Raw genomic sequence first — 26,963 nt, 5'->3', positions numbered from 1 at the left:
TCAGGCTCCTGTCGAGGGTGCGGTCGCGGAGTCGGTCGACTCGGCGTGGGGGCTGGTGGGTCCCGTCGAGGAGACGATCGGGATGGCCGAGGTGGCGGCCAGGGACGCGAGCGAGGCGGCGACCGAGTGGTCGACCTCGGGCTCGGGGGTGCTGTGCTCCTGGAGGATGACGAGAGACTTCGCCTGGACGGTGAGCATCGCCCCCGCCGGACGCGGGATCGAGTCCGCCTCGGCGCCGGCGGTGTCGACGAGGACGCTCCACTCGAGCGCGTACTCGTCGCTCGGGATCGCGAACTCGACGTCGACGTCGTCGGCGTTGAAGTACAGGAGGAAGCTGTCGTCGGTGACGGGGCGCCCGCGCTGGTCGCGCTCGCGGATCCCGTTGCCGTTGAGGTAGATGCCCACCGATCGGCCGAGACCGGAGTCCCAGTCGGACGGGGACATCTCGGTGCCGGCAGCGGTGAACCAGACGATGTCGGGCAGGGGCTCGCCGTCGCCGCGCAGCACGGGGCGGCCGTCGAAGAAGCGCATGCGTCGGAAGGTCGGGTGCTCGGCGCGCAGGCGGATGAGCGCCGCGGTGAACTCGAGCAGCGGCCGGTCGGCGTGCGCCCAGTCGATCCAGGTCAGCTCGCTGTCCTGGGCGTAGGTGTTGTTGTTGCCGTTCTGGGTCCGGCCCAGCTCGTCGCCGTGGAGGATCATCGGGACGCCCTGGGAGATCAGCATCGTCGCGAGGAAGTTCCGCTGCTGGCGTGCCCGGAGCGCGAGCACCCGCGGGTCGTCCGTGGGCCCCTCCACGCCGTGGTTCCAGGAGCGGTTGTGCGACTCCCCGTCGTTGCCGTCCTCGCCGTTGGCGTCGTTGTGCTTCTCGTTGTACGAGACCAGGTCCCGGAGGGTGAAGCCGTCGTGCGCCGTGACGAAGTTGATCGAGGCGACCGGGTAGCGGCCCGAGTGCGCGTAGAGGTCGGCCGAGCCGGTGAGGCGCGAGGCGAACTCCCCCAGCGTCGACGGCTCGCCGCGCCAGAAGTCGCGGACCGTGTCGCGGTACTTGCCGTTCCACTCCGTCCACTGGGGCGGGAAGTTTCCCACCTGGTAGCCGCCGGGCCCGACGTCCCACGGCTCGGCGATCAGCTTCACCTGCGAGACCACCGGGTCCTGCTGGACGAGCTCGAAGAAGGTGGAGAGCCGGTCGACGTCGTAGAACTCGCGTGCCAGCGCCGAGGCGAGGTCGAAGCGGAAGCCGTCGACGCGCATCTCCGTCACCCAGTAGCGCAGCGAGTCCATGATCAGCTGGAGCGAGTGCGGGTGTCGCACGTTCAGGGTGTTCCCGGTGCCGGTGTAGTCCATGTAGTAGCGCTTGTCGTCGTCGACGAGGCGGTAGTACGCCTCGTTGTCGATGCCGCGGAACGACAGGGTGGGGCCGAGGTGGTTGCCCTCCGCCGTGTGGTTGTAGACCACGTCGAGGATGACCTCGATGCCGGCCGCGTGGAGCGCCTTCACCATGCTCTTGAACTCCTGGACCTGCTGGCCCTGGTCGCCCGTGGAGGAGTAGGTGTTCTGCGGTGCGAAGAAGCCGATCGTGTTGTAGCCCCAGTAGTTCGAGAGGCCCTTGTCCATCAGCGTGGAGTCGTTCACGAACTGGTGCACGGGCATGAGCTCGATCGCCGAGACGCCCAGGTGCTTGAGGTGGTCGATCACCGCGGGGTGGGCGACTCCGGCGTAGGTGCCGCGGAGCTCCTCCGGCACGTCGGGGTGCGTCTTGGTGAGCCCCTTCACGTGCGCCTCGTAGATCACGGTGCTGTCGTAGGAGGTGCGCGGGCGGCGGTCACCGGCCCAGTCGAAGAAGGGGTTGATGACGACGCCCATCATCATGTGCGGCGCCGAGTCCTCGTCGTTCGTCGAGTCCGGGTCGCCGAAGGTGTACGAGAAGAGGGACTGGTCCCAGTCGATCTCCCCCGAGATCGCCTTCGCGTAGGGGTCCAGCAGCAGCTTGTTCGGGTTGCAGCGGTGGCCGGCATCGGGGTCGTACGGTCCGTGGATGCGGAAGCCGTAGCGCTGGCCCGGCTGGACCTGCGGGAGGTAGCAGTGCCAGACGTAGGCGTCCGACTCCTGGATCTCGACGCGCGTCTCGGTGCCGTCCTCCTCGAAGAGGCACAGCTCGACGCGCTCGGCGATCTCGCTGAACAGGGCGAAGTTCGTGCCGCTTCCGTCGAACGTCGCGCCCAACGGGTAGGCGGTTCCGGGCCAGGTCTCCACGAGACTCCTCAGGGGATTGTTCTCGGGCAGTCCGGGAGACGCCGATGTGCGGTCTGCGGATGCCCGACGTCGGGGGTGATGGTCCGTCACTTCCGCGACGGACCGACTGCTCAGCTTAGCGAGCGTGTCTCGAGCATTCCCCTGACGGTCAGCGCTCATCGCGCGGTCCTCCTCCGGTGGTCACGACCGGCGGCCGGAACCGCCGTCCGGTTCGTCCTGCAGGCGCATGAGCGGGCAGGTCGTTCCGGTGGGTCACGCTCGAACAGTACGGTCGCGTCCGGTCCGCCGGGGAGGGCTGGCGCCGCGCCGGGTGCATCGGCTAGAACGCGCCGAAGGGACTGTCCGGTGCACGCGGAGGGGCCGGCCGCGCTGGACAGGAGCAGCGATCGGCTCCGTCGTCGAGAGCGCGGCGCCACTCACCGGGGCGCCGCACCGCGATTAGTGCGAGCCGAGCCTGCGCCGCAGGAGGTCGATCCGCGCCTGCAGCTGGGTCACGCTCGCCTGCGCCACCGCGGGTCCGCCGCAGAGCCGGCGCAGCTCGGTGTGCACCTGGCCGTGCGACTCGCCCGTCCCCCGCGCCCACAGGCCGACCAGGGAGTTGAGCAAGCTGCGCTGCTCCTTGAGCGTGCGGTAGAGCGGCGCCGGGATCTCGCTCGCCGGCTCGGCCGGGGCCGCCGCCCCCGCGCGGCTGCCGGCGCGCTTGGCCTGCCGCTGCTGCCGGTGCTGGAGGAGCTCCCGCACCTGGTCGGGCTCGAGGAGCCCCGGCAGGCCGATGAAGTCGAGCTCCTCCTCGCTCTCGACCTCGACCTCCATCCCGAACTCGGCGCCCTCGTAGACGACGCGGTCGAAGGTGGCGGCCGAGCCGATCGACTCGAAGCGGCCCTCCTCCAGGAGATCCGAGGACGCCTTCTCGCTGCGCTCGGCGTCGGCCATCAGATCGGCCTCGGGGTACTCCTCGTCGTCGGAGGTCCTGCGGTCGAGGGCGTGATCGCGCTGCAGCTCCATCGAGCCCGCCAGCGCGAGCAGGCCGGGCACGTTCGGGAGGAACACCGAGGCGGTCTCGCCGCGGCGCCGCGCGCGCACGAAGCGGCCGATCGCCTGGGCGAAGAACAGCGGAGTCGACGCCGATGTCGCGTAGACGCCGACGGCGAGCCTCGGCACGTCGACGCCCTCGGAGACCATGCGGACCGCGACCATCCAGCGACCGGTGTCCTTCGCGAACTCCTCGATCCGGTCGCTCGCCTCCTTCTCGTCGGAGAGCACGACGGTGACGGTCTCGCCGCTGATCTCGCGGAGCATCGCGGCGTAGGCGCGCGCGGTGTAGTGGTCGGTCGCGATGACCAGGCCGCCGGCGTCGGGCACGGCGCGCCGCACCTCGGTGAGGCGGGTGTTCGCGGCGCGGAGGACCGAGGGGATCCAGTCGCCCTTCGGGTCCAGCGCGGTCCGCCAGGCCTGCGAGGTGATGTCCTTGGTGTTGCCCTCGCCGAGCCGCGCCTCCATCTCGTCGCCGGCCTTCGACTTCCAGCGCATCTGCCCGGCGTAGACCATGAACAGCACCGGCCGGACGACGCCGTCCGCGAGCGCGCGGCCGTAGCCGTAGGCGTAGTCGGTGAGCGAGGTGCGGATGCCCTCCTCGTCCGGCAGGTAGCTGACGAACGGGATCGCTGCCGTGTCCGAGCGGAACGGCGTCCCGGTCAGCGAGAGCCGGCGGACGGCGGGCTCGAAGGCCTCGCGCACCGCGTCGCCCCAGCTGAGCGCGTCGCCGGCGTGGTGCACCTCGTCGAGGATGACGAGGGTGCGCCCGGACAGGGTGAGCTCGCGGTGGAGCTCGGCGCGGACGGCGACCTGCGCGTAGGTGACGGCGACGCCGTGGTAGTGGCGGGCGTGACGGCCCATGCGGTTGGTGAAGGTCGGGTCCAGGCGGATGCCGACGCGGTGCGCGGCCTCGGCCCACTGGCGCTTGAGGTGCTCCGTCGGAGCGACCACGGTGATCCGGTCGACCGTGCGGTTGTGCAGCAGCTCGGCGGCCAGCCGCAGCGCGAAGGTGGTCTTGCCCGCGCCCGGGGTCGCGGCGGCCAGGAAGTCGCGCGGCTCGTGCTGGAAGTAGGCCTCGAGCGCCTCCGCCTGCCAGGCGCGGAGCTTGTTCGCGGTACCCCACGGTGCCCTGCCCGGGAACGACGGGGACAGGTGCTCAGCGGCGGAGGTGCCGACCTGATGACCGAAGCTCGAGGGACTGTTCACGTGGACCGAATCTAGCCGACGCCTCCGACAGCGGCTCGGTCTCCGCGGCACGCCGGGAGGCGCACGGCGTGTCGCGCCGTGCCACCGGCGGCCGGGTGCGGAGCATGATGGAGGGATGGTCGAGCAGCGTCATCCGTGGTCCCGCTACGTCGCCCTGGGCGACTCCTTCACCGAGGGGATCGGCGATCCCGAGCCCGGCAGCCCCGGCGGGCACCGCGGCTGGGCGGACCGCGTGGCGGAGGTCCTGGGCAGCCAGAACGAGGACTTCGCCTACGCCAACCTGGCGGTCCGCGGCCGCCTCCTGCAGCAGATCGTCGACGAGCAGGTCGAGCCCGCCCTGGAGCTGCGCCCCGACCTCATCACCATCTCCGCGGGCGGGAACGACGTCATCCGCCCGGGGACCGACCCCGACGACATCGCGTCCCGCTTCGAGTCGGGCCTCGCCCGGCTCCGCTCCGACGGGGCGACCGTCGTCCTCTTCACCGGAGTGGACGTGGGCTTCTCCCCCGTGTTCGGGCGGATCCGCGGGAAGGTCGCGATCTACAACGAGAACCTGCGGGCGCTGGCCAAGCGGTACGACTGCATCGTCGCCGACCAGTGGTCCCTCCAGGAGATCCAGGACGTGCGGATGTGGGCGCCGGACCGCCTGCACCTCAACCCGCACGGCCACCACGAGGTCGCGCGCATGGTCCTCGAGTCGCTGAACGTCGAGAACGACCTGCGCCCCCTCGCCCCGGAGCCGCTGCACGCCCGCACGTGGCGTGCCGCCCGCACGGAGGACATCCAGTGGGCGCGGGAGTACCTCGTGCCCTGGGTGCTGCGCCGAGTCCGCCACCAGTCCTCCGGCGACTTCATCACCGCCAAGCGGCCCTCCGCCGAGCGCTGGAGCATCGATCCCGCGGCCTCGGAGCCGGGCTCGGTCGTGCCGGGCAACGCGACGCCGGAGGAGGTCGCCGAGGACATCGCGACCGCGGGCGTGCGGATCATCGACGACCGGGCCGCGGATCCCCTGGCCTGATCCGCTCCCGGGAGGCGGCGGCTCGCCCCGCGCTCAGCCGAACAGCTCGGCCGGGTGGCCGAGGCGCCAGGCGAAGCCCGGGTCCTCGATCGACCCGTCGGCGACGAGGGGAAGCTCGTACGGGGTGCCGTTGACGTCGACGGTCGCGGTCCCCACGCGCTCGCCGTCGGCGACGGTCTCGAGCGGATCGAGGGCGACCGTGGTCGTCGTCGAGACCGCACCCCACACCAGCACGGACCGCGCCTCCGCGGTCTCGGCCGTCGCCGTCTCCCCCCAGGCGCTCGTGAGGGTGCCGTAGTCCTGGCCCTCGACGGTCAGCGGGACGGTCCGGAAGCCCGCCTCGACGGTCGGGACGAGGGTCAGCACGTCCGCGGCGAGCTGCGGGTGCGTGCGCGCGCCCACCACCACGCCGACGAGGGTGACCGGCCGGCCCTCGACGGTCGAGTCGAGCGAGAACAGCAGGCACGAGCCCGCCTCGTCGGTCGTCCCCGTCTTGATACCGTCCACTCCCGAGCGGCCGAGGAGCGAGTTGGTGTTGTCGACCTCGCCGACCCCCGGGATGACCGCGGTCGGCGTCGCGACGATCGGAGCGAGCACCGGGTCCGCGATCAGCAGCTCGCCCAGGCGCACCATCTCGGCCGTCGTGCTGACCGTCGCCGGCGAGAGCCCGCTGGTGTCGGCGAGGGAGGTCCGCTCGAGCCCCTGCCCGTCGAGCCAGCCGCGCGCCGCGGCGAGGAAGGCGTCCTCCGAGCCGTACGCCCAGATCGCGAGCGACTTCGCGTAATTGTTCGCGGACGGGAGCATCATGGCGGTCAGCGCCTCCCGCTCGGTCAGCTGCAGACCCGCGGTGACCGGAGCGTTCGAGCCGTTCTCGGCCAGAGTGTCGTTGTAGTACTGCACGTCCGCGCTCGTGAAGGTGATGGTCTCCCCGTCCGTCCCCGCTGCGATCGGCTTCGCCGCGAGGACGACGAGAGCGGTGACGACCTTGGCGATGCTCCCCGTCGGCACGGTTCCGGTGGAGCCGTAGCTGGCGAGCAGCCCGTCCTCCTCCGTCCCGTCGATGCCCACGGCCGCCACGGCGCCGGAGCCGTAGGCCGGCCAGGCCAGAGCGGGCGCGTCGACGGTGCTCGAGACGGGGTCCACCGCGACGGCGCTCGCCGTCGGCAGCTCCGCGGTCGCCGCGTTGGTCGCGTAGGCACCGCCTCCACCGACCAGCACGGTCGCAGCGACGAGACCGGCGACGACCGCCCCGCGCCGTCGACGCGGTCGCGGCTCCGGCGCGGCGGGCTCCCCGAACAGGTCGAGGGCGTCGTCGGATCGGGTCGGGGAGGTCACCCCGTCATCGTACGGGCGGGCCTCTCACCCGTCCCGGACGCCGCCCCGTCGTCGGACGCGGCGGGTGACGCGCGGCACCGACCCCGATCCCGCGTCGCGAGCGTCAGCGGCGGGTCACCGCCGGGCCGCCGAGCGCCGGAGCCCGGCGGTCAGCGCCCGCGGGTCAGCGCCCACAGTGCGACGGCGCTCGCCGAGGCCACGTTGAGCGAGTCGACGCCGTGCAGCATCGGGATGGTGACGACGGTGTCCGAGGCGTCCAGCGCCGCGCGGCTGAGCCCGTCCCCCTCGGCGCCCAGGACGATCGCGACGCGCTCGGGGCGAGCCGCCGCGTACTCGTCGAGCGGCACCGCGTCCGGAGCGAGCGCCAGCGCGGCGGCCGAGAACCCGGCCTCCTCCAGAGCGCGGCGAGCCGGTGCCCACTCGGGGGTGCGCGTCCACGGCACCTGCAGGACCGTGCCCATGCTCACCCGGACGCTGCGCCGGTACAGGGGGTCCGCGCAGCGCGGCGTCACGAGGACCGCGTCCGCGCCCATGCCGGCCGCGGCGCGGAAGACGGCGCCGACGTTGGTGTGGTCGACCAGGTCCTCCAGGATCACGACGAGGCGCGCGCCCTCCAGCAGCTCGGCCATCGGCCGCAGCGGCGGACGGTGCATCGAGGCGAGCGCTCCGCGGTGGAGGTGGAACCCGGTCAGCTCCTCGATCAGCGGATCCGGCGCCACGAAGACCGGCACCTCGGGATGACGCTCGAGCACCCCGGCCGCGTCCGGCAGCCGCTTCTCCTGCACCAGGACCGAGCGGGGACGGTGCCCGGCGTCGAGCGCCCGCTCGATCACCTTGGCGGACTCGGCGATGTACAGACCGCCCTCCGGCTCCAGCACCCGCCGCAGCGCCACGTCGGTGAGGCGGTGGTAGTCGGCGAGGAGCGGGTGGTCGAGGTCGGTGATGTGCACGATCGGCATCCCGGCAATCTAGGGCACGGCGCGGACTAAACTCGCCGGGGGCCGCTCGAACGGCCCTCGAAGGAGGCGCGGATGGAGTCGAGTCCGACACCGGTCGCCGAGGGCCCCGAGGCGCTCGCGGTCGAGCAGGCCGTCGAACTCCTCAGCGGGCGCCGCATCGCCGTCGTCACCGGCGCGGGCATGAGCACCGACTCGGGCATCCCCGACTACCGCGGAGCCGGGGCACCGGTGCGCAGCCCGATGACCTACTCCCAGTTCGTCGCCGATCCCGACTACCGCCGCCGGTACTGGGCCGGCAGCCAGCTCGGCTGGCGCCGCTTCACCAGCACGCTCCCCAACGACGGCCACCGGGCCCTGGCCCGGCTCGAGGAGCGCGGCCTGCTCACGGGCGTCGTCACCCAGAACGTCGACGGCCTGCACGTCCGGGCCGGCTCGCGCCGCGTCGTGGATCTGCACGGCTCGGCGGACCGTGTGCGCTGCATGACCTGCGGCCAGTACTTCGCCCGCGACGCGGTGGCCGAGCGGATCGAGGCGCTCAACCCCTGGCTCGACGACCCCGACGTCTCCTCCCTCAACCCCGACGGCGACGCCGAGGTCCACGACGTCTCGGCGATGACCGTCCCCGAGTGCACGGTCTGCGGCGGGATCCTGAAGCCGGACATCGTCTTCTTCGGCGAGTTCATCCCGACCGAGCGGTTCGAGGAGGCGCGCGCCATCGTCGCGGGCGCCGACGCCCTGCTCGTGGCCGGCTCGTCGCTCGTGGTCAACTCCGGCATCCGCTTCCTCGAGATCGCCCGTCGCGCCCGGATGCCGATCGTGATCGTCAACCGCGGCACCACCAAGGGCGACTCGCGCGCGAGCATCAAGATCGACGGCGGCACCAGCGAGGTGCTCCGCGAGCTCGCCGAGCGCCTGCCCGCGCGTCGCACCGCCGCCCTCTGAGCTCCCGCCCGCTCCACACCCGACCTCCCGAGAGGCCCCTGTGACCCAGCTCACCCTCGTCCGCCACGGCCAGACCGACTGGAACGCCGCCCGGCGCATCCAGGGCAGGAGCGACATCCCGCTCAACGCGACCGGGCGCGCCCAGGCGCGGGCGGCGGCGCGGCTGCTCGCCGACCGGCGCTTCGACGCGGTGGTCGCCAGTCCGCTGCAGCGCGCCTTCGACACCGGAGCGATCATCGCGCGCGGTCTCGGACTCGACGAGCCGCTGGCGGTGCCGGGCCTGGCCGAGCGCGCCTACGGCGAGGCGGAGGGGATGACCGGTCCCGAGCTCGCCGAGCGCTTTCCCGGAGGCATCGAGCGCGCGCCGATCCCCGGCTGCGAGACCCGCGCCGAGGTCGTCGAGCGGGCGACCGCCGCGCTGCTCGAGGTGGCCGAGCGCTTCCCCGACGCGTCCGTCGTCGTCGCCACGCACGGTGCGGTCATCGGCAGCCTGATCCGCGCGCTCAGCAGCGAGGACCTCCCCGTGCACGGCGTCTCGGTCGGCAACGGCTCCCGGCACGACTTCGCGATCGTCGACGGGGCACTGCGCATCGTCGGCGTCGACGACTCCGGCGACGTGGTCGTGGCGGACGTCGACCTCGACGACGTGCTCAGCCCGGCCCCGGGAGCCTGACGGCCCGCCTCCCGGAGGCGGTCCGATCGCCGGACCGCGTCAGCGCCGGCCGAGGTCCTGCAGGAGCCCGAAGAGCACCCGGGCGGAGTCGCGCCAGGAGAAGGCCGCGGCCCGCTCCCTCGCCCGGGCCGAGTGCGTCCGCCACACGGCGCCGTCCTCGAGCGACCGCACACCGTCCGCGATGCCCTTCGCGCTCGACGGGTCGACGTACACGGCGGCGTCCTGGGCGATCTCGCGGAAGATCGGGATGTCACTCACCACGACCGGCGTCCCGAGCGCCATCGCCTCGACCAGCGGGATCCCGAAGCCCTCGTCCCTGCTCGCCGTCACGAGAGCGGTCGCCCGCGCGAGCACCGCACGGTACTCCGCGTCCGGCGCCCCCTGGTGGAACACCAGCTTCGCGGTCGGCGCCAGGGCCCGGAGCGTCTCGACGGTCTCGTCGCTCGCCCGGCTCATCAGGTGCAGCTCGTAGTCGGGCAGCAGCCGCATCGCGCGAGCGAGCGTCTCGACGTTCTTGTAGGGCATGAACGAGCCCATGTAGACGAGCGAGCGCGCGGCCGACCGGTCGGGCAGCGATCCCGCCAGAGCGGCGCTCGCCTCGTCGGGCTCGGTCGCCGCGTTCGGGACGACGACCACCGGCCGGGTGGTGAGGCGGTGGGAGCGGATCAGGTCGCGGGTCGTCTCCGAGACGGTGACCACCGCGTCGGCGCGCTGGAGGAGCCTCCGCTGCGGCCACCAGGCGAGGTGGTAGAGCCGCCAGAGCGCGCGCACGGGAGCGGCCAGGTCGCGCGGCGGGGTGCGGTGGCGGTAGTAGATGAGGTCGTGCACGGTCAGGACGAGCCGGTAGCGGCGGCCGAGCGAGCCCATGGTCTGCATCGGCGAGAAGACCACGTCGGGCCGCAGCCGGTTCACCAGCAGCGCGACGAACGGCTCGAACGGGCTGGTCGGCCCGGTCACGCGCTCCCACGGGAGCGACGGGAGCATCGCGAGCTGGCGGCGGTCGCTGATCAGCATGGTCACGTCGTGCAGCTTCGCGAGCTCGCGGACGAGCTCCGCGGTGTAGCGGCTGATCCCGTCGTGCCGCTCGAGCCGGGTGTACCGGCAGTCGACGACGATCCTCATCGGTCGATCCCCTCCTCGAGGGCCGTCCGCAGCACGGCGGCGGCCTCGTCCGGCGTCTCGTAGTGGATCAGGTGGCCGACTCCGTCGATGACGTGCAGGCGGGCGTGCGGCAGCCTCTCGAGCAGGCGGTACTGCGCCGGGAGCGGAGTGATGTCGTCCTGCGCCGCGGCGATCAGCTGGGTCGGCACGCCGATCCGGGAGGCGTACTCGCCGACGTCGTGCGAGACGGAGGCGCGGAACGCCTCGAGGACCGTGTCGCGGGAGGCGAAGGCGCTGAAGTACCGGTCGTGCTGGTCGTGCACGAAGCGTCGCAGCGCCGGCTCCTTCGTCTTCACCATCGCCAGGCTCATCACCCGCACGATCAGCGGGTCGCTGAGCAGGCGGCGTCCGAGGGGCTTCGGCAGGAGCGCGCCGAGCCGGTAGTAGAGGACGGCGAGCCTGGTCAGGACTCCGCGGGGACCCTGCAGGGCGGGCGCGCCGATCGGGTTGACCAGCACCAGGAGCGGAGCGGGGAGCCCGTCGGCGACGGCCGCGGCCGCGACGATCGAGCCGAAGGAGTGGCCGAGGACGGCCGCCTCGCCGCGGAGCCCCAGCGCGTCGAGGAAGGAGCCGAGCCAGGAGGCGTAGCCGTCCACGTCGTGCGGCAGGCGCGTCATCGGGGTCGAGGCGCCGAAGCCGGGCAGGTCGGGAGCGACGACCCGCACGTCCGCTCCCCCGGCGAGCAGACGGGCGACGACGGGCTCGAGGCCGTGGTGCTCGCCGCGGAACCCGTGCACCAGCACGAGGACGCTCGAGGCGTCCGGAGCGCCGTAGGTCCAGTAGGCGGTGCGGGATCCGGCGACGTCCACCGCGGCCTCGCGGACGGAGACACGGCCGAGATCGGAGGCGTAGGGGGAGGGAGTGGTCATCGCGTTCCTTATCGTAGGGAAAGCCCGTCGAAGATCTGGCCGCAACGCCTTGCGTGGCCTCGATCCGAGCCGGGAGCATGATCACGCGCTCGCAACACGGCGCACCGCCCACCCGTCTCGCGAGACGGTCATCCGCTCAGGCAGCAGCAGAAGGAGCACCGTGAGCTTCACGTCGCCGATCCAACTCCCCGGACTCGCCCTCGACCCCCAGTGGTACCGCCGGGCGGTGTTCTACGAGGTGATGATCCGGTCGTACTACGACTCCAACGGTGACGGCGCCGGCGACATCAACGGGCTCGCCTCCAAGCTCGACTACCTGCAGTGGCTCGGGATCGACGCCCTCTGGCTCCCGCCGTTCTACATGTCGCCTCTGCGCGACGGCGGCTACGACGTCTCCGACTTCAAGGCGATCCTCCCCGAGTTCGGCACGATGGAGGACTTCCGCGACCTCGTCCGGAAGGCCCACGAGCGCAACATGCGCATCGTGATGGACTTCCCGCTCAACCACACCAGCGACCAGCACGAATGGTTCCAGCAGTCCCGGTCCGACCCCGAGGGCCCCTACGGCGACTTCTACGTCTGGAACGACACCGACGACAAGTGGCCGGACATCCGCATCATCTTCGTCGACACCGAGGACTCGAACTGGGCCTTCGACGCCGAGCGCCGCCAGTTCTACTTCCACCGCTTCTTCTCGCACCAGCCGGACCTCAACTTCGAGAACCCCGCCGTGCACGAGGCGATCCACGACGTGGTCAAGTTCTGGCTCGACCTCGGCGTCGACGGCATCCGGCTCGACGCGATCCCCTACCTCTACGAGTCCGACGAGGGCAACGGAGAGGGCGAGCCGCCCACCCACGAGTTCATCAAGAACCTCCGCACCATGGTCGACCGCGACTACCCCGGCCGCATCCTTATCGCCGAGGCGAACCAGTGGCCGCGAGAGGTCGCCGCGTTCTTCGGCACGGAGGAGGAGCCCGAGTGCCACATGGCGTTCGACTTCCCGGTCATGCCGCGCATCTTCTACTCCCTCCGCGCGCAGACGGCGAACGAGTTGAAGAAGGTGCTCTCCGAGACGTTCGACATCCCCAGCGGCGCCGCCTGGGGCGTGTTCCTCCGCAACCACGACGAGCTCACGCTCGAGATGGTGTCCGAGGAGTACCGCCAGGCCATGTACGGCTGGTACGCCTACGACCCGCGGATGCGCTCCAACATCGGCATCCGCCGCAGGCTCGCGCCGCTGCTGGACAACTCGCGCGCCGAGCTCGAGCTGATTAACGCCCTGCTCTTCTCCCTCGCCGGCAGCCCGTTCCTGTACTACGGCGACGAGATCGGCATGGGCGACAACATCTGGCTCAACGACCGCGATGCGTCGCGCACGCCGATGCAGTGGACGCCCGACCGCAACGCCGGCTTCTCGGCCGCCGACCCCGGCAAGCTCGTGCAGCCGATCGTCCAGTCGCTCGTCTACCACTACAACCAGGTCAACGTGGAGGCGCAGCTGGCGCAGTCCCGCTCCCTGCTGCACTGGATGCGGAACGTCCTGCACGTGCGCCGCGGCCACCCGGCGTTCGGCCTGGGGTCGATGCGCGTCCTCGAGACGGACCACGAGTCGGTGCTCGCCTTCGTGCGGGACTACGCCGGCTCGGGCTCCGAGATGGGCGACCAGCCCGAGGAGGTGCTCTGCGTCTTCAGCTTCAACCACAACCCGGTCTCGGTCACGATCACGGACCCGGAGAACCCCGGATCGACGCTCAGCGACCTGTTCGGCGGCGGCCGCTTCCCCGGATTCTCGGACGACGGCACGCTGACGATGACACTCGGCACGCAGGGCTTCTTCTGGCTCCACGTCGCCAAGGCGCACGAGGCCCGCTGACCCGGCAGCACGCCGAGGGGCCTCCGGCCGATGTCGGAGGCCCCCTTTAGGCTGTCGGCGTGAGCACCACCGGAACGACCGAGACGCAGACCGAGCCGATGCTGTTCGACGACGCCGAGCAGGAGCTCGTCCCCTCCGAAGGGGCGCGGTGGTTCGATCTGCTGGCCGTGTTCGACCTCGAGACCACCGGCATCGACGTCCGCACGAGCCGCATCGTCACCGCGCACGTCGGCGTGATCGACGCGGCGGGCGAGCCGATCGAGGGCACGACCTGGCTCGCCGATCCGGGGGTCGAGATCCCGGCCGGCGCCTCCGCCGTCCACGGGATCAGCACCGAGCACGCCCGCGCGCACGGCCGCCCCGCCGGCGAGGTCGTGGCCGAGATCTCCGAGGCGCTGCACTCGCTCCTCGCCCGCGGCATCCCGGTCGTCGTCTACAACGCCCCCTACGACCTCTCGCTCCTCGCCCACGAGGCGCGCCGCTGGGGCGTGCCCGTGCTGCTCGACCCGAGCCCCGTCGTCGATCCGCTCGTGATCGACAAGGCGGTGGACCGCTACCGCAAGGGCAAGCGCACCCTGACCCTCGCCGCCGAGCACTACGGCGTCGCCCTCACCGAGGCGCACGACGCGGGCGCGGACGCGATCGCGGCGGGTCGGGTCGCCCAGGCGCTGGGCCGCGCCTTCGCCGACGAGCTCGGAGTCGGCGCGGAGGCCCTGCACGCGCTCCAGGTCGACTGGTGCCGCACCCAGGCCGAGTCCTTCCAGGAGTACATGCGCCGCGTCCGCGACGAGTCCTTCGTCGCCGACGGGGGCTGGCCGGTCCGCCACTGACCCCTCAGGTCAGCGTGCGCCCCTCGCGCAGGAGCGCCACGTACTCCGCGATCCGCCGCTCCCGCGTCGCCGCCCGCTTCAGCTGCGAGAGGCGGAAGAGGAACGCGAAGCGCTTCTGCCCGCCGACGGTCGCGAAGAAGGCCAGGGCCTGCGGATCCGCGTCGAGCGCCCGCTGGAAGTCGTCCGGCACCTCCGCATCGCGCTGCCGGTAGGCCGCGTCCCACCGCCCGTCGGCGCGTGCCCGCTCGACCTCGGCCAGCCCGCCCGGCAGCATCCGGCCCTCCGCCAGCAGCCGTGCGACGTGATCGCGATTGACCTTGGACCACGGGCTAGCGCGACGCCGCGGGGTGAAGGCCTGGAGCTTGAACTGCTCGTCGAAGGCTCCCGCCTGACCGTCGATCCAGCCGTGGCAGAGCGCGATGTCGAGCGCCTCGGCGTAGGTGATCCCCGGATCGACGGCGGCCTTCTTCCGCAGCTTCAGCCGGACTCCGTCCGGGTCGGGCTCGCCGCGGAGGTAGGCGTCCCACTCCTCGGGAGTCGTGAATGGCAGGATCGGCTTGCCGGCGAAGGACACCATGCCGGGACGCTACCGCGCCGGCTCCCCGACGGCCACGGCCCGCCCGTCGGTGCAAGCCCTCGCTCCGCGGACCGCGGCGCTGTGGGATCGGATGAGCACGTGTTCCCCCTCCCCCCTCTCGCAAGGAGAAGTCATGCCCACGATCCGCACGGTCACCGTCCTCGGCAGCGGAGTGCTCGGCTCCCAGATCGCCTTCCAGTCGGCCTTCCACGGCTTCGCCGTCACCGTCTACGACCTCTCCGACGACGTCCTCGAGTCGGCGCGCGAGCGGCTCCGCGGTCTCGCGGGCGTCTACGAGTCGGTGCCCGGCGGCGTCGCCGGCGGACCGCAGGAGGCGCTCGACTCGCTCCGCCTCACCTCCGACCTCGCGGAGGCTGTCGCGGACGCCGACCTCGTGATCGAGGCCGTCCCCGAGGACCTGGGCCTGAAGCAGGAGCTGTACGGCCGCCTGGGTGCGCTCGCTCCCGAGCGCACGGTCTTCGCGACCAACTCGTCCACGCTGCTCCCCAGCGACCTGAAGGCCTCGACGGGCCGGCCCGACCGGTTCCTCGCGCTGCACTACGCCAACCACGTCTGGGCGCAGAACACGGCCGAGATCATGGGAACGGCGGACACGGACCCCGCCGTGGTCGACGCCGTCGTGGAGTTCGCCGTCTCCAGCGGCCTCGAGCCCATCAGGCTGCAGAAGGAGAAGGCAGGCTACGTCCTGAACTCGCTGCTGGTGCCGCTCCTCAACGCCGCGTCGGGGCTGCTCATGGGCGGTTACGCCGACCACGAGACCATCGACAAGACCTGGAGGATCGGCACCGGCGCCCCGCTCGGACCCTTCCAGATCTTCGACGTCGTCGGTCTGCGGACCGCCTACAACATCGCCGCCGCGGCCCCGGACGAGGCCTCCCAGGCCTTCGCCGCCCACCTGAAGACGGAGTACCTCGATCGCGGCCGCCTCGGAACGGCCACCGGAGAGGGCTTCTACCGCTACTGAGGACCGCCCCGCGGGAACGACGAAGGGCCCCCGACCGTGAGGTCGAGGGCCCTTCGAGGAGTGCTACTTGCCGAAGTTCTTGTAGCGGCTGTTGAACTTCTCGACGCGGCCGGCCGAGTCCATGATGCGCTGCTTGCCCGTGTAGAACGGGTGCGAGGCGGAGGAGATCTCGACGTCGATGACGGGGTAGGTCACGCCGTCGAGCTCGATCGTCTTGCTGCTCTTCGCGGTCGAGCGGGTGAGGAAGGTCTCACCGGACGCGAGGTCGCGGAAGACGATCGCGGAGTACTCGGGGTGGATGTCGGTCTTCATGGTCGTGTCCTGTCGTCGATGGTCCTGAACCGCACCTGTCGTCGACGGGAACGGGTGGATGAGGGCGGGCGCACCGCGAACGGGCCCGAACCAGCTACCGAGAATACCAGACCGGCAGCGCGCGCAGAAGTCGCGCCGCGCCCGGACCCCGGAGCCGGAGTCAGCCGCGGGCGCGGGCCGAGAAGCGCCCGTTCTCGCGGGTGAGAGCGATGTCGAGCCCGAAGGTCTCGGCGAGCGTCGCCTCGGTCAGGGACTCGGCCAGCGGGCCCGCCGCCACCACCGCTCCGTCGCGGAGGAGCAGGGCGTGGGTGAAGCCGTCGGGGATCTCCTCGACGTGGTGGGTCACCATCACGATCGCGGGCGACGCCGGGTCCTTCGCGAAGCCGCCCAGCAGCTGGACGAGCTCCTCGCGGGCGCCGAGGTCGAGGCTCGCGGCCGGCTCGTCGAGCAGGAGCAGCTCGGGGTCGGTCATGATCGCGCGGGCGATCTGGACGCGCTTCTGCTCGCCGTCCGAGAGCGTCCCGAAGGTGCGCTCGGCGAGGTGCTCGAGCTTCCACTCGGACAGCACGCGGCGGGCTCGGCGCTCGTCGATCGCGTCGTAGCCCTCGTTCCATCGGCCGGTGACGGCGTAGGCGGCGGTCATCACGACGTCGAGCACGGTCTCGCCGGCCGGGAGGCGGCGGGCCATCGCGGTCGAGGCGTAGCCGATGCGCGGGCGCAGCTCGAACACGTCGACGCGGCCGAGGGTCTCCTCGAGCAGGTGCGCGGCACCGGTCGAGGGGTAGTTCTGCGCGGCGGCGATCTGCAGGATCGAGGTCTTGCCCGCCCCGTTGGGGCCGAGGATCACCCAGCGCTCGTCCTCGGCCACGTCCCACGACACGTGGTCGAGGATCCGCTTGCCGTTCCGGACGAAGGACACATCGACGAACGAGACAACGCTGGGCATGGGAGCCATTCTAAAGGAGGCGGCCGGGAGGCTCAGACGAGCGAGTCGTAGATCGCCCGGGTGTCCCGCGCGATCTGCGTCCAGCTGAAGTGGCTCTGCGCGCGCTCGCGGCCCGCGGCGCCCATCCGCTTCGCCGTCTCCGGGTCGGCGACGACCTCGGCGAGGGCGGCGGCCAGGTCGGCGACGTAGCGCTCCGGGTCCACGGGGGTGCCGGTGCCGTCGGTGACCTGCTCGATCGGGACGAGACGGCCGGTCACGCCGTCGTCGACGACCTCCGGGATGCCGCCGGTCGCCGTCCCGACGACCGCCGCACCGCAGGCCATCGCCTCGAGGTTGACGATGCCGAGGGGCTCGTAGATCGAGGGGCAGACGAACGTGGTCGCGTTCGTCAGGACCGCGGAGAGCTGGTGGCGCGGCAGGTGCCGGTCGATCCAGACGACGCCGGTGCGCTCCTCCTGGAGGCTGCGGACGAGGGAGGTGACCTCGGCCATGATCTCGGGGGTGTCGGGGGCGCCCGCGCAGAGCACGAGCTGCACCTCGGGAGGCAGGGTCGCGGCGGCGCGGAGCAGGTAGGGCAGGCCCTTCTGCCGGGTGATGCGGCCGACGAAGACCACGGAGGGGCGCGAGGGGTCGATGCCCAGCTCGGCGAGGACGGCCTCGTCCTCGACCGGGTGCCAGGCGTCGAGGTCGATGCCGTTGTAGACCACGTGGACCTTCGCCGGGTCCAGGGCCGGGTAGGAGCGGAGGATGTCCTCGCGCATGCCGCCGGACACCGCGATCACGGCGTCGGCGTTCTCGTACGCCTCCCGCTCGATCCAGCTCGAGACGCGGTAGCCGCCGCCGAGCTGCTCGGCCTTCCACGGACGCAGCGGCTCGAGGCTGTGCGCCGAGACCACGTGCGGGATGCCGTGCAGGAGCTGGGCGAGACGCCCCGCGGCGTTGGCATACCAGGTGTGGGAGTGGACCAGGTCGGCCCCCGCCGCGTCCTGCGCGATCTGCAGGTCGACCCCGAGGGTCTGCAGCGCGCCGTTCGCCTCGGCGAGCTCCGCGGGGACGGAGTACGCGAACGTGCCCTCCTCCTCGCGCGGCGCGCCGAAGCAGCGCACCACGACCTCCAGGTCGCTGCGCAGCGCCTTGGTGAGCTCGGCCACGTGGACACCGGCTCCCCCGTACACCTCGGGCGGGTATTCCTTGGTCAGCAGATCGACTCGCACCCCCGAACCGTAGTACAGGGCGCTCCCCCGGCGACAGCCGGGGTCCACGGGGAAGCCCGAGCCCCTACTGTGGTGCCATGCAGTCAAAGAAGATCTTCGGCATCGTCCTCGCCGGCGGCGAGGGAAAGCGCCTCATGCCCCTCACGGCGGACCGGGCCAAGCCCGCGGTGCCGTTCGGCGGGCAGTACCGGCTGATCGACTTCGCGCTGTCCAACCTGATCAACTCCGGTCTCACTCAGATCGTCGTGCTGACGCAGTACAAGTCGCACTCGCTCGACCGCCACGTCTCGCAGACCTGGCGCCTCTCCGGGCTCCTGAACTCCTACGTCGCCTCGGTCCCCGCGCAGCAGCGCCTGGGCAAGCGCTGGTTCAGCGGCTCGGCCGACGCGATCCTGCAGAGCCTCAACCTGATCCGCGACGAGAAGCCCGACATCGTCGTCGTGGTCGGCGCCGACCACGTCTACCGCATGGACTTCTCGCAGATGATCGACGCGCACATCACGTCCGGTGCGAAGGCGACCGTCGCGGCCATCCGCCAGCCGATCGAGCTCGCGGACCAGTTCGGCGTCATCCAGCTCGCCGGTGACGAGGCGGGCGACGGCATCGTCCCGACGATGATCTCCGAGTTCCTCGAGAAGCCCAAGGACGCCGTCGGCCTGGCCGACTCCCCGCACGAGGTCCTCGCCTCGATGGGCAACTACGTCTTCGACGCGGACGCCCTGATCGACGCGGTCATCCGCGACGGCGAGTCCTCCACGTCGGACCACGACATGGGCGGCGACATCATCCCCGACTTCGTCGCGCGCGGCGAGGCCGGCGTCTACGACCTCAAGCTCAACGACGTCCCCGGCTCGACCGACCGCGACCGCTACTACTGGCGGGACGTCGGCACCATCGACTCCTTCTTCGAGGCCCACCAGGACCTCATCTCGGCGCTGCCGGTCTTCAACCTCTACAACCAGCAGTGGCCGATCTTCTCGTCGCAGCTGAACTCCCCTCCCGCCAAGATCGTCCGCGACGGCAAGGGCAACATGGGATCGACGGTCGACTCGGTCGTCTCGCTCGGCACCGTGATCTCGGGCGCGCACATCGAGCGCAGCGTCGTCGGGCCCTGGACGGTCATCGAGTCGAACGCGACGGTCACCGACTCGGTGGTCTTCGACAAGGTCCGCATCGGCCCGGACGCGCTGGTCGTCCGCGCTATCCTCGACAAGGACGTCGTCGTCGAGCCCGGTGCTCGAGTCGGCGTGGACCACGACCGCGATCGCGAGCGCGGGTTCACCGTCACCGAGTCGGGCATCACCGTCGTCGGCAAGGGCGTCGTCGTCCACCCGTAGCACCCCCGCGGGTCGAGCTCTGCGCCCCGGCGCGCCCACCCGACCGATCGGACCGGCCCATGAGTGAGCGTCCTGTGACGCCTGCCCGCTTCCTCGTCGTCCTCGACGCGGACTCCACCCTCCTCCAGGACGAGGTGATCGAGCTCCTCGCGGTGCACGCCGGCTCCGAGGAGCGCGTCGCCGCCGTCACGGAGCGGGCGATGCGCGGCGAGCTCGACTTCGGCGAGAGCCTCCGCGAGCGGGTCGCCACTCTCGCCGGGGTCCCGGAGTCGGTGCTCCCCGGTGTGAGCTCGGGCGTCCGCGTCACGCCCGGCGCCGCCGAGCTCGTGGCCGGCGTCCACGCCGCCGGCGGCCGCATCGGTGTGGTGTCCGGCGGGTTCCACGAGGTCCTCGACCCGGTCGCCGGTGCGCTCGGCCTCGACTTCGTCCGGGCCAACCGCCTCTGCTGCGGGGACGGCCTGCTGACCGGAGCGGTCGACGGGGCGGTCATCGACGCCGCGGCCAAGGCGGAGGCGCTCCGCGAGTGGGCGGCGGTCTCGGGCGTCCCGCCGCAGCGCACGATCGCCGTCGGCGACGGTGCGAACGACCTGGAGATGATGGCGGTCGCCTCCCTCGCGGTCGCCTTCAACGCCAAGCCCCTGGTGCGCGAGCGCGCCGACCTCGTCGTCGGCGGCCTCGACCTGTCGCAGCTGCTGCCTGTCCTCGGCCTCCGCGGCTGAGGCCCGCCTCCCCCGCCCTCAGGGGCGTCAGCGGCCCGCGATCGCGACGAGTCCGGCGCAGCCGAGCGCCAGCGCCCAGCTGACGAGCGAGCCCACCAGGAAGTACTCTGCCTTCTCGCCGCTGCCGCCGTCGCGGGAGATCTCGGGGAAGCGCACGATCCCCTTGGCCGCGAGCACGGCACCGGCGAGGCCGATCGCTCCGGCGAGCGTGAGGCCGGCGATCAGCAGCCGCTCCAGCGGTCCGATCGTGCGCCCGCCCTGGAGGTCCGGCAGGCGGGCGTCGGCCGGCTCCCGACGCGCGAACCGCTCGCTCCAGCGCGGACGCGGCGCGGGCTCGGCCTGCGGGAGCTCGCGGAACAGCGCCGCCCGCACGATCACGTTGCCGCTCTCCAGCAGGAAGAGCCCGGCTCCGACCGCCAGAGCGAGCTGCTCGATCGGAGGGAGCGTGTTCGCGACGGTTGTCGGCGCGAGCGGCCCCGTCGGGACGCCGGCGGCGCGGTCGACAGCGGTCAGCACCAGGACCGCCGCGACGAGGGCGACGGCCGGACGCAGACCCCCGGGCGGCCGCGCGTTCTCGACGGTCGTGGTCGTCAGCAGCCAGGCTCCGGCCAGGACGACGACGATCGCCGCACCGAGCGGCGGGGCTCCGACGAGGAGCGCTGCGGTCACGGCTGCGGCGGCGAGCACGGGGATCGCGAGGAGGGCCGCACGGCGGCGGAGGTGCGTGCGCGCGAGGTCGCCGAGGCCGATCACGGCGAGCAGCAGCGCCGTCAGCACGTCTCCTCCAGCAGGCGCGCGCCGGCGAGGAGGGCGCCCGCTCCCGCGCGCCGCAGCGCCTGCGAGACGGCGGGCTGCGAGATCGACTCCTGCTCGCCCAGCTCCTTCTGCGACGCTCCGCGCAGGCTCCCCAGCACGAGCCGGCGATCGCGCGCGCTGAGCGCTCCGACCAGGGCGTCGCGGGAGAGGAGGTAGGCGTTGACCGCCGCCTCGCCGGGGTCTCCGTCGGCGTCCCCGGCGACGAACCATCCGCGGGCCGTGGGCACGGCACCGTCCTCGAGCGCGTGGGCGCGATCGATGGCCTCGCGCGCGTGCCACCAACCGGACCCGTCCTCGAGGTCCCCGGCGATCCCCGACCCGACCACCCGCACCTCGCCCAGGCCGATGCCGGCGCGGCAGTCGACGCCGGCCGGGAGCGAGAGGCGCGCCTGCAGCGTCGCCCGGAGCGCGGCGTGGACGGAGGGGTAGATCGCCTGGAACTCGTCGCCGACCGTCGGGTGCAGGGGCTGGATCGCCGGGACCGCGGCCTCCACCTCGGCGAAGCCCCGCTCGATCTCGCGCTGGGCGCCCGCCCGGTCGACGAGGGAGCGGGAGGTCACCAGGTCCAGGAGCACGGCGACGACATCGGAGGAGGTCATCGCATAAGCCTAGAGCTTATATCCGCCGGATATAAGCCCAGGGCTTATCGGTCAGTGGCCCATCCCGAGGCCGCCGTCGACCGGGATCACGGCACCCGAGATGTACGCCGCCTCGTCGCCGGCCAGCCAGCGCGTGACCTTCGCGACCTCGGCAGCGGTGCCGTAACGGGCGAGCGGGATGCTCTTCCGGTACTCCGCCTGCTGCTCCGGCGAGAGCTCCGCGGTCATGTCGGTCTCGATGAAGCCGGGAGCGACGACGTTGGCGGTGATGTTGCGGGCGCCGAGCTCGCGGGTCAGCGAGCGGGCGAAGCCCACGAGGGCGGCCTTCGACGAGGAGTAGTTGATCTGGCCCGGCGACCCGTAGAGGCCGACCACGCTGGAGATGAGGACGACGCGGCCGAAGCGCTGCTTGAGCATCCCCTTCGATGCGCGCTTGACGACGCGGAACGCCCCGGTGAGGTTCGTGTCGACGACGGACGTGAAGTCCTCCTCCGTCATGCGCAGCAGCAGGGTGTCGCGGGTGATGCCCGCGTTCGCCACCAGGATCTCGACCGGGCCCAGCTCCGCCTCGACCTGCGTGAATGCGGCGTCGACGGAGGCGGCGTCGGTCACGTCCGCGACGACGGTGAGGGAGCCCTCCGGGCCGGAGCCCGAGCGCGCGGTCACGGCGACCCGGTGACCGGCGGCCACGAACTCCTGGGCGATGGCGAAGCCGATCCCCCGGTTGCCCCCGGTGACGAGGACGGTGCGCGGCGTGGTCATGGTGTCCCTCCTGCCGGCGCTCGTGCGGCGCCGGGCGACCCGTACATCCTAGAGGCGCGTCGCGCAACAGATTCCGGGATGAGGCCCTCCCGGCCTGCACCCGCCCGCCGCGACGTAGGCTTGCATGGCTGTGAAACCACGCGAGACACTCACCTCCCTACCGCCGTCGCCGAGCGCCGAGCGGCGCTCCCGCGCGATCAAGTACTCGATCGCCATGGGCATCAGGATGCTCTGCGTCATCTGCCTGCTCTTCGCCCACGGCTGGTGGCTGCTGTTCTTCGCCATCGGCGCCGTGGTCCTGCCCTACTTCGCCGTCGTGCTGGCCAACGTCGGCAGTGCGGGCGAGCGCGGCAACGTCGAGCGGCCGGGTGCGATCGTCCTCTCCCGGCCGGTCCCACCGCCCCCCGCCCCCGCCCCCGACTCCGAGGCGCCGACCGGCCCCGAGGGCGGCGACCCGCGGGGAGACCGGCCGTGATCCCGCTCGGCCGGGTCCCCGACGCGCACGCCTGCTCCCGAGCGGGCTGCCCGCGGACGGCGACGTTCGCGATCGAGTGGCGGAACCCGAGGATCCACGCGGAGGACCGTCGGAAGACCTGGCTGGCCTGCGGCGAGCACCTGGAGTTCCTGCGCGAGTTCCTCCTCGCCCGCGACTTCCCGCTCGAGGTGAAGCCGCTCTACACGGTCGACCGCGGAGCGGAACGATGAGCGGCGACGCGCCCCGTCCCTCCTGGCGCTTCGTCTTCTCGCGACGCTGGTTCGGCTATCTCGCTCTCGCGATCGTCTTCGCCGTCGCCTGCGTGCTGCTCTCGCGCTGGCAGGTCGCGCGGCTCGACCAGGCCGCCTCGACCAATCGGCTGGTCACCGCGAACTGGACCGCCGACCCGGTGGCGCTCGACGGGCTGCTCCCCGCCGACTCCACGTGGGACGACGCGCTCGAGTACCGCCCGGTCGAGGTCACCGGCGTCTACGAGACGCAGGGGCAGACCCTCGTCCGCAACCGGCCCTACAACGGCAACCCCGGCTTCGAGATCCTGACGCCGCTGCGGCTCGACGACGGCAGCGTGTTCGTCGTCGACCGCGGCTGGGTCCCCGTCGGCTCGACCCAGGACTCCCCCGACGCGATCCCCGCGCCGCCCGAGGGGGAGGTGACCGTCGTCGCCCGCCTGAAGCCCGCGGAGGGACGGATCGACGGACGCTCCGCACCGGCCGGCCAGATCGCCACGATCCAGCTCGATGACCTGTCGACGCAGCTGGACGAGCCCCTGCGGACCTCGGCGTACGGCCTGCTGGTCGCCGAGGCGCCGGCGCCGGTCGACGCTCCCCCGCTGGCCGCGATCAAGCCGGTCGCCGACGAGGGCCTGCACATCAGCTACGCCGTCCAGTGGGTGTTGTTCGCCGTCATGGGCTTCGGCGGGCTCGGCTGGGCGATCCGCCACGAGTACCGCATCCGCAACGCCGACGACCCCGAGGTCGTCGCGGCCGAGGAGCGGCGCGAGGAGCGCCGCCGACGCCGCGGCCGCAGCGACTCCGAGGTCGAGGACGAGCTGCTCGACGCCCGCTAGGCGAGCGTGATCAGGTCGAGGTAGTCGGCCGCCCAGTGGTCCTCGGTGCCCTCCGGCATGATCAGGACGCGCTCGGGGTTCAGCGCCTCGACGGCTCCCTCGTCGTGGCTGACCAGGACGACCGCGCCCTCGTAGTGCGCGAGCGCGTCGAGGATCTCCTCGCGGCTCGCGGGGTCGAGGTTGTTGGTGGGCTCGTCGAGCAGGAGCACGTTCGCGCCCGAGACCACGATCATCGCCAGGGCGAGACGGGTCTTCTCTCCGCCGGAGAGGACCCCGGCCGGCTTGTGCGAGTCGTCCCCGGTGAACAGGAACGAGCCCAGGACCCGGCGCGCCTCGGTCTCGGTGAGGTTCGGGCTGGAGGAGACCATGTTCTCGAGCACCGAGCGCTTGACGTCGATCGTCTCGTGCTCCTGCGCGTAGTAGCCGATCCGGAGGCCGTGCCCGGCCTCGATCACTCCGGTGTCGGGCTGGTCCACGCCGCCCAGGATGCGCAGGAGCGTCGTCTTGCCCGCTCCGTTGAGCCCCAGGATGACGACCTTGGAGCCGCGGTCGATCGCGAGGTCGACGGCGGTGAAGATCTCGAGCGAGCCGTAGCTCTTCGACAGGTTCTGAGCCTGCAGAGGGGTGCGACCGCAGGCGGACGGGGTCGGGAACCGGAGCTTCGCGACGCGGTCGACCGCGCGGACCTCCTCGAGCCCGCTGAGCATGCGCTCGGCACGCGCGACCATCTGGTGCGCCGCTGCGGCCTTCGAGGCCTTCGCGCCGAACTTCGCGGCCTGCAGCTGGAGGGCGCCGGCCTTCTTCTCGACGTTGACCCGCTCCTTCTTGCGGCGCTCCTCGTCGGCGGCGCGCTGGCGCTGGTAGTTCTTCCAGTTCATGTTGTAGACGTCGATGACCTGGCGGTTGGCGTCGAGGTAGAAGACGCGGTTCACGGTCTCGCCGACCAGCTCGATGTCGTGGCTGATCACGATGAAGCCGCCGCGGTAGTTCTTGAGGAACTCGCGGAGCCAGACGACGGAGTCGGCGTCGAGGTGGTTCGTCGGCTCGTCGAGGATCAGCGTGCTCGCGTCGGAGAAGAGGATGCGCGCGAGCTCGATGCGGCGCCGCTGGCCACCGGAGAGCGTCTTGAGCGGCTGGTCGAGGATCCGGTCGGGGAGGTTGAGGTTGCTCGCGATCGACGCGGCCTCCGCCTCAGCCGCGTATCCGCCGAGGGAGAGGAAGCGGTCCGTGAGGTTGCCGTACTTCTTCATCCCGGCCTCGCTCACGGAGGTGTCGCTGCTCGACATCGCGACCGTCGCCTCCTGCATGCCGAGCACCAGCTGCCCCAGCCCGCGGGCGTCGAGGATGCGGGTGCGCGCCAGCTCCTCCGGGTCGCCGGAGCGCGGGTCCTGGGGGAGGTAGCCGATCTCGCCGCCGCGGTCGACCGTGCCCTTCGAGGCGATGAGGTCGCCCGCGAGGACCTTGGTCAGCGTCGTCTTCCCCGCCCCGTTGCGGCCGACGAGGCCGACCTTGTCGCCATCGCCCACCCGGAAGGAGACGTTCTCCATCAGGAGTCGGGCGCCGACTCGGAGTTCGAGGTCGTGCACGCTGAGCACAGTGCTGTCCGTTCCCGCCAAGAAATGGCGTTCGGTTCGGGAGGAGTGGGGCAAGGGGCCGCGATGCGGCAGCCCCCTAGTATATTTCCTGAGCCGCGGGGCGGATCCACGTCCGCTCACCGCGGACGCGCTCGCTCCTCGCTCTCGGGCGACCAGGACTCTCGGAGATCACCCATGTCCCCTTCCTCTTCCGCCCTCCCGCGCCCGGTCCTCGCCGACCGGCTCGTCACCCGCTCCGTCGCGACCGACGCCCTGCTGGTGCTCGCGGGTGCGGGTCTCACCGCGGCGATGGCGCAGCTGTTCATCCCGATGTGGCCGGTCCCCTTCACGGGCCAGACCTTCGCGGTCCTTCTGGTCGGCACGACGCTCGGCGCACTCCGCGGCGCGCTGTCCATGCTCGTGTACGCGCTCGTCGGCGCTCTCGGCGCCCCGGTCTTCACCGAGGGCTCGCACGGCTGGGCGGTCCTCGCGGGTCCCACCGGCGGCTACATCGTCGGCTTCGTCCTCGCGTCGATCGTCACCGGGTGGCTCGCCCAGCGGCAGTGGGACCGTCGCGTCCTCGGCACGCTGGTGACCTTCCTCGCCGGCACCGCCACCATCTACCTCGTCGGCCTTCCCTGGCTGGCCGCCGCCCTCGCCTCGCTGGGGCTGCCCGCCGACCTCGGCTCCGTCCTCTCCGCGGGACTCGTGCCCTTCCTGGTCGGCGACGCGCTCAAGGCGCTGGTCGCCGCCGCGCTGCTCCCCACCACCTGGGCGATGCTCTCGCGCCGCTCGCGCTGAGCGGTCGCACGGACGCCGAAGGGCCGGGAGGACGATTCCTCCCGGCCCTTCAGCGTTCAGCAGAGGTCGAGCCGCCCGGTCCTCCTGCTCGACCTCGGTGGGCACCTCCACCGACTCGACCGGCGGGAGCGACGACGGCCCTCGACGCCGGAGTCGACCCGTCCGGCCGTTCCGACTCCGCGACGGACTGCGACCGGCTGGAGACGACAGAGACGCCGAAGGGCCGAGAGGACGACTCCTCCCGGCCCTTCGGCGTCGGTGTGCAGCGGCTAGATCGAGAAGCCCAGTGCGCGCATCATGTCGCGCCCGTCCTCGGTGATCCGGTCGGGACCCCACGGCGGCATCCAGACCCAGTTGATCCGGAACGCCTCGACGATGCCGTCGAGCGACTCGGCGGTCTGCTCCTCGAGCACGTCGGTCAGCGGGCAGCCCGCCGAGGTGAGGGTCATGTGGATGACGAGGGCGTCGTTCTCGTCGTCCCAGCCCAGGTCGTAGATGAGTCCCAGGTCGACCACGTTGACCCCGAGCTCGGGGTCCATGACGTCCTTGAGGGCCTCCTCGACCTGGTCGAAGAGCTTCGGCTCGAGAGTGGTGACCGCCAT

Annotated in this window: 27 protein-coding genes; 12 read left to right on the top strand and 15 right to left on the bottom strand. The window is 71.9% G+C overall.

The genetic code is table 11. The features are described from left to right. Together glgX and C5B92_RS03180 are read right to left on the bottom strand one after the other, a co-directional pair. Nucleotides 1–2,253: a glycogen debranching protein GlgX gene (gene glgX, locus C5B92_RS03185; protein ID WP_104237465.1), complete on the bottom strand. Its 2,253-nt coding sequence runs from the start codon at nucleotides 2,251–2,253 to the stop codon at nucleotides 1–3. 438 nt (nucleotides 2,254–2,691) lie between these two features. Further along, a complete protein-coding gene (locus C5B92_RS03180; RefSeq protein WP_104350055.1) occupies nucleotides 2,692–4,494 on the bottom strand; it encodes a DEAD/DEAH box helicase in 1,803 nt (600 codons plus the stop codon). Between the two features lie 115 nt (nucleotides 4,495–4,609). Here C5B92_RS03180 and C5B92_RS03175 point away from each other — a divergent pair, with 115 nt between their 5' ends. Continuing rightward, entirely contained in the window at nucleotides 4,610–5,512 is a 903-nt protein-coding gene (locus tag C5B92_RS03175; protein ID WP_104350054.1) for an SGNH/GDSL hydrolase family protein, read from the top strand. Nucleotides 5,513–5,545: 33 nt separating this feature from the next. Here C5B92_RS03175 and C5B92_RS03170 read toward each other — a convergent pair whose 3' ends face one another. Both C5B92_RS03170 and C5B92_RS03165 read right to left on the bottom strand, forming a co-directional pair. After that, a complete protein-coding gene (locus C5B92_RS03170) occupies nucleotides 5,546–6,847 on the bottom strand; it encodes a D-alanyl-D-alanine carboxypeptidase family protein (RefSeq protein ID WP_104350053.1) in 1,302 nt (433 codons plus the stop codon). A gap of 149 nt (nucleotides 6,848–6,996) precedes the next feature. Continuing rightward, a complete protein-coding gene (locus C5B92_RS03165; protein WP_104350052.1) occupies nucleotides 6,997–7,806 on the bottom strand; it encodes an RNA methyltransferase in 810 nt (269 codons plus the stop codon). 72 nt (nucleotides 7,807–7,878) lie between these two features. On the opposite strand from C5B92_RS03165, the gene C5B92_RS03160 reads away from it, so the two are divergent. Beyond that, nucleotides 7,879–8,748 (top strand): Sir2 family NAD-dependent protein deacetylase, encoded by an 870-nt coding sequence (locus tag C5B92_RS03160; RefSeq protein WP_104350051.1) that lies wholly within the window; start codon nucleotides 7,879–7,881, stop codon nucleotides 8,746–8,748. A 40-nt stretch (nucleotides 8,749–8,788) separates the two neighbouring features. Continuing rightward, nucleotides 8,789–9,421: a histidine phosphatase family protein gene (locus tag C5B92_RS03155; protein ID WP_104232621.1), complete on the top strand. Its 633-nt coding sequence runs from the start codon at nucleotides 8,789–8,791 to the stop codon at nucleotides 9,419–9,421. A gap of 39 nt (nucleotides 9,422–9,460) precedes the next feature. On the opposite strand, the gene C5B92_RS03150 is transcribed toward C5B92_RS03155, so the two are convergent. Continuing rightward, the gene (locus tag C5B92_RS03150; RefSeq protein ID WP_104225279.1) at nucleotides 9,461–10,543 is read right to left on the bottom strand and encodes a glycosyltransferase family 1 protein; all 1,083 of its coding nucleotides are present in this window, start codon (nucleotides 10,541–10,543) and stop codon (nucleotides 9,461–9,463) included. Continuing rightward, nucleotides 10,540–11,451 carry an alpha/beta fold hydrolase gene (locus C5B92_RS03145; protein WP_104350050.1) on the bottom strand — a complete coding sequence of 304 codons (912 nt, stop codon included), beginning with the start codon at nucleotides 11,449–11,451 and terminating at the stop codon, nucleotides 10,540–10,542. Before C5B92_RS03145 ends, C5B92_RS03150 begins: the two co-directional genes overlap by 4 nt. 160 nt (nucleotides 11,452–11,611) lie before the next feature. Between C5B92_RS03145 and treS the strand changes: the two genes are divergently transcribed. Further along, nucleotides 11,612–13,327 carry a maltose alpha-D-glucosyltransferase gene (treS, locus tag C5B92_RS03140; protein WP_104221970.1) on the top strand — a complete coding sequence of 572 codons (1,716 nt, stop codon included), beginning with the start codon at nucleotides 11,612–11,614 and terminating at the stop codon, nucleotides 13,325–13,327. 98 nt (nucleotides 13,328–13,425) lie between these two features. After that, nucleotides 13,426–14,157: a 3'-5' exonuclease gene (locus C5B92_RS03135; RefSeq protein ID WP_104350069.1), complete on the top strand. Its 732-nt coding sequence runs from the start codon at nucleotides 13,426–13,428 to the stop codon at nucleotides 14,155–14,157. A gap of 4 nt (nucleotides 14,158–14,161) precedes the next feature. Here C5B92_RS03135 and C5B92_RS03130 read toward each other — a convergent pair whose 3' ends face one another. Then, nucleotides 14,162–14,734, bottom strand: a complete 573-nt coding sequence (locus tag C5B92_RS03130) for a YdeI family protein (RefSeq protein ID WP_104350049.1) — start codon at nucleotides 14,732–14,734, stop codon at nucleotides 14,162–14,164. Nucleotides 14,735–14,867: 133 nt separating this feature from the next. Between C5B92_RS03130 and C5B92_RS03125 the strand changes: the two genes are divergently transcribed. Next, nucleotides 14,868–15,719: a 3-hydroxyacyl-CoA dehydrogenase gene (locus tag C5B92_RS03125; RefSeq protein ID WP_104308245.1), complete on the top strand. Its 852-nt coding sequence runs from the start codon at nucleotides 14,868–14,870 to the stop codon at nucleotides 15,717–15,719. A 63-nt stretch (nucleotides 15,720–15,782) separates the two neighbouring features. Here the strand turns inward: C5B92_RS03125 and C5B92_RS03120 are convergent, their stop codons facing one another. From C5B92_RS03120 to glgA, 3 genes are all read right to left on the bottom strand, one after another. Beyond that, nucleotides 15,783–16,031, bottom strand: a complete 249-nt coding sequence (locus C5B92_RS03120) for a type B 50S ribosomal protein L31 (protein ID WP_068253003.1) — start codon at nucleotides 16,029–16,031, stop codon at nucleotides 15,783–15,785. A 160-nt stretch (nucleotides 16,032–16,191) separates the two neighbouring features. Beyond that, nucleotides 16,192–16,977 carry an ABC transporter ATP-binding protein gene (locus tag C5B92_RS03115; RefSeq protein WP_104232626.1) on the bottom strand — a complete coding sequence of 262 codons (786 nt, stop codon included), beginning with the start codon at nucleotides 16,975–16,977 and terminating at the stop codon, nucleotides 16,192–16,194. A gap of 32 nt (nucleotides 16,978–17,009) precedes the next feature. Next, nucleotides 17,010–18,191, bottom strand: a complete 1,182-nt coding sequence (glgA, locus tag C5B92_RS03110; RefSeq protein WP_104225282.1) for a glycogen synthase — start codon at nucleotides 18,189–18,191, stop codon at nucleotides 17,010–17,012. A gap of 77 nt (nucleotides 18,192–18,268) precedes the next feature. Here glgA and C5B92_RS03105 point away from each other — a divergent pair, with 77 nt between their 5' ends. Further along, the gene (locus C5B92_RS03105; RefSeq protein ID WP_104221960.1) at nucleotides 18,269–19,528 is read left to right on the top strand and encodes a glucose-1-phosphate adenylyltransferase; all 1,260 of its coding nucleotides are present in this window, start codon (nucleotides 18,269–18,271) and stop codon (nucleotides 19,526–19,528) included. A gap of 59 nt (nucleotides 19,529–19,587) precedes the next feature. Beyond that, nucleotides 19,588–20,247, top strand: coding sequence for a phosphoserine phosphatase SerB (gene serB, locus C5B92_RS03100; RefSeq protein ID WP_104254987.1), 660 nt, complete (start codon nucleotides 19,588–19,590; stop codon nucleotides 20,245–20,247). Between the two features lie 27 nt (nucleotides 20,248–20,274). On the opposite strand, the gene C5B92_RS03095 is transcribed toward serB, so the two are convergent. Genes C5B92_RS03095 through C5B92_RS03085 form a run of 3 tightly spaced genes read right to left on the bottom strand, consistent with a single transcriptional unit; the run spans nucleotide 20,275 to nucleotide 22,424 of the window. After that, nucleotides 20,275–21,024, bottom strand: a complete 750-nt coding sequence (locus C5B92_RS03095; protein WP_104254986.1) for a hypothetical protein — start codon at nucleotides 21,022–21,024, stop codon at nucleotides 20,275–20,277. Next, entirely contained in the window at nucleotides 21,018–21,662 is a 645-nt protein-coding gene (locus C5B92_RS03090) for a SatD family protein (RefSeq protein WP_104254985.1), read from the bottom strand. The genes C5B92_RS03095 and C5B92_RS03090 overlap by 7 nt, the downstream gene beginning before the upstream one ends. 51 nt (nucleotides 21,663–21,713) lie before the next feature. After that, nucleotides 21,714–22,424: a beta-ketoacyl-ACP reductase gene (locus C5B92_RS03085; RefSeq protein WP_104232629.1), complete on the bottom strand. Its 711-nt coding sequence runs from the start codon at nucleotides 22,422–22,424 to the stop codon at nucleotides 21,714–21,716. Nucleotides 22,425–22,548: 124 nt separating this feature from the next. Here C5B92_RS03085 and C5B92_RS03080 point away from each other — a divergent pair, with 124 nt between their 5' ends. From C5B92_RS03080 to C5B92_RS03070, 3 genes are read left to right on the top strand one after another with little or no spacing between them, the layout of a single operon-like run. Next, nucleotides 22,549–22,899 carry a DUF3099 domain-containing protein gene (locus C5B92_RS03080; RefSeq protein WP_104350048.1) on the top strand — a complete coding sequence of 117 codons (351 nt, stop codon included), beginning with the start codon at nucleotides 22,549–22,551 and terminating at the stop codon, nucleotides 22,897–22,899. After that, on the top strand, nucleotides 22,896–23,129 hold the full coding sequence (locus C5B92_RS03075) for a hypothetical protein (RefSeq protein ID WP_104225286.1): 234 nt from the start codon (nucleotides 22,896–22,898) through the stop codon (nucleotides 23,127–23,129). The genes C5B92_RS03080 and C5B92_RS03075 overlap by 4 nt, the downstream gene beginning before the upstream one ends. Beyond that, nucleotides 23,126–23,986: an SURF1 family protein gene (locus C5B92_RS03070; protein ID WP_104250363.1), complete on the top strand. Its 861-nt coding sequence runs from the start codon at nucleotides 23,126–23,128 to the stop codon at nucleotides 23,984–23,986. The genes C5B92_RS03075 and C5B92_RS03070 overlap by 4 nt, the downstream gene beginning before the upstream one ends. Here C5B92_RS03070 and C5B92_RS03065 read toward each other — a convergent pair. After that, nucleotides 23,983–25,581, bottom strand: coding sequence for an ABC-F family ATP-binding cassette domain-containing protein (locus tag C5B92_RS03065; protein WP_104221943.1), 1,599 nt, complete (start codon nucleotides 25,579–25,581; stop codon nucleotides 23,983–23,985). The two genes, C5B92_RS03070 and C5B92_RS03065, sit on opposite strands and share 4 nt — an antisense overlap. Nucleotides 25,582–25,755: 174 nt before the next feature. Here C5B92_RS03065 and C5B92_RS03060 point away from each other — a divergent pair, with 174 nt between their 5' ends. Continuing rightward, nucleotides 25,756–26,361 (top strand): biotin transporter BioY, encoded by a 606-nt coding sequence (locus tag C5B92_RS03060; RefSeq protein ID WP_104232632.1) that lies wholly within the window; start codon nucleotides 25,756–25,758, stop codon nucleotides 26,359–26,361. Nucleotides 26,362–26,630: 269 nt separating this feature from the next. Here the strand turns inward: C5B92_RS03060 and C5B92_RS03055 are convergent, their stop codons facing one another. Continuing rightward, a complete protein-coding gene (locus C5B92_RS03055) occupies nucleotides 26,631–26,963 on the bottom strand; it encodes a metal-sulfur cluster assembly factor (RefSeq protein WP_104221939.1) in 333 nt (110 codons plus the stop codon).

Origin of the sequence: Rathayibacter sp. AY1A4 (assembly GCF_002930955.1) — a bacterium.
Classification (GTDB): Bacteria; Actinomycetota; Actinomycetes; order Actinomycetales; family Microbacteriaceae; genus Rathayibacter.
This window is presented reverse-complemented; position numbering and strand designations above follow the sequence as displayed.

Excerpts from the sequence above, each read along its gene's own strand:
- C5B92_RS03175 (WP_104350054.1), top strand. The coding sequence starts at position 4,610 with ATGGTCGAGCAGCGTCATCCGTGGTCCCGCTACGTCGCCCTGGGCGAC.
- C5B92_RS03165 (WP_104350052.1), bottom strand. The coding sequence starts at position 7,806 with ATGCCGATCGTGCACATCACCGACCTCGACCACCCGCTCCTCGCCGAC.
- C5B92_RS03160 (WP_104350051.1), top strand. The coding sequence starts at position 7,879 with ATGGAGTCGAGTCCGACACCGGTCGCCGAGGGCCCCGAGGCGCTCGCG.
- C5B92_RS03150 (WP_104225279.1), bottom strand. The coding sequence starts at position 10,543 with ATGAGGATCGTCGTCGACTGCCGGTACACCCGGCTCGAGCGGCACGAC.
- C5B92_RS03145 (WP_104350050.1), bottom strand. The coding sequence starts at position 11,451 with ATGACCACTCCCTCCCCCTACGCCTCCGATCTCGGCCGTGTCTCCGTC.
- C5B92_RS03135 (WP_104350069.1), top strand. The coding sequence starts at position 13,426 with ATGCTGTTCGACGACGCCGAGCAGGAGCTCGTCCCCTCCGAAGGGGCG.
- C5B92_RS03130 (WP_104350049.1), bottom strand. The coding sequence starts at position 14,734 with ATGGTGTCCTTCGCCGGCAAGCCGATCCTGCCATTCACGACTCCCGAG.
- C5B92_RS03125 (WP_104308245.1), top strand. The coding sequence starts at position 14,868 with ATGCCCACGATCCGCACGGTCACCGTCCTCGGCAGCGGAGTGCTCGGC.
- C5B92_RS03120 (WP_068253003.1), bottom strand. The coding sequence starts at position 16,031 with ATGAAGACCGACATCCACCCCGAGTACTCCGCGATCGTCTTCCGCGAC.
- C5B92_RS03115 (WP_104232626.1), bottom strand. The coding sequence starts at position 16,977 with ATGCCCAGCGTTGTCTCGTTCGTCGATGTGTCCTTCGTCCGGAACGGC.
- C5B92_RS03105 (WP_104221960.1), top strand. The coding sequence starts at position 18,269 with ATGCAGTCAAAGAAGATCTTCGGCATCGTCCTCGCCGGCGGCGAGGGA.
- serB (WP_104254987.1), top strand. The coding sequence starts at position 19,588 with ATGAGTGAGCGTCCTGTGACGCCTGCCCGCTTCCTCGTCGTCCTCGAC.
- C5B92_RS03090 (WP_104254985.1), bottom strand. The coding sequence starts at position 21,662 with ATGACCTCCTCCGATGTCGTCGCCGTGCTCCTGGACCTGGTGACCTCC.
- C5B92_RS03085 (WP_104232629.1), bottom strand. The coding sequence starts at position 22,424 with ATGACCACGCCGCGCACCGTCCTCGTCACCGGGGGCAACCGGGGGATC.
- C5B92_RS03080 (WP_104350048.1), top strand. The coding sequence starts at position 22,549 with ATGGCTGTGAAACCACGCGAGACACTCACCTCCCTACCGCCGTCGCCG.
- C5B92_RS03070 (WP_104250363.1), top strand. The coding sequence starts at position 23,126 with ATGAGCGGCGACGCGCCCCGTCCCTCCTGGCGCTTCGTCTTCTCGCGA.
- C5B92_RS03060 (WP_104232632.1), top strand. The coding sequence starts at position 25,756 with ATGTCCCCTTCCTCTTCCGCCCTCCCGCGCCCGGTCCTCGCCGACCGG.
- C5B92_RS03055 (WP_104221939.1), bottom strand. The coding sequence starts at position 26,963 with ATGGCGGTCACCACTCTCGAGCCGAAGCTCTTCGACCAGGTCGAGGAG.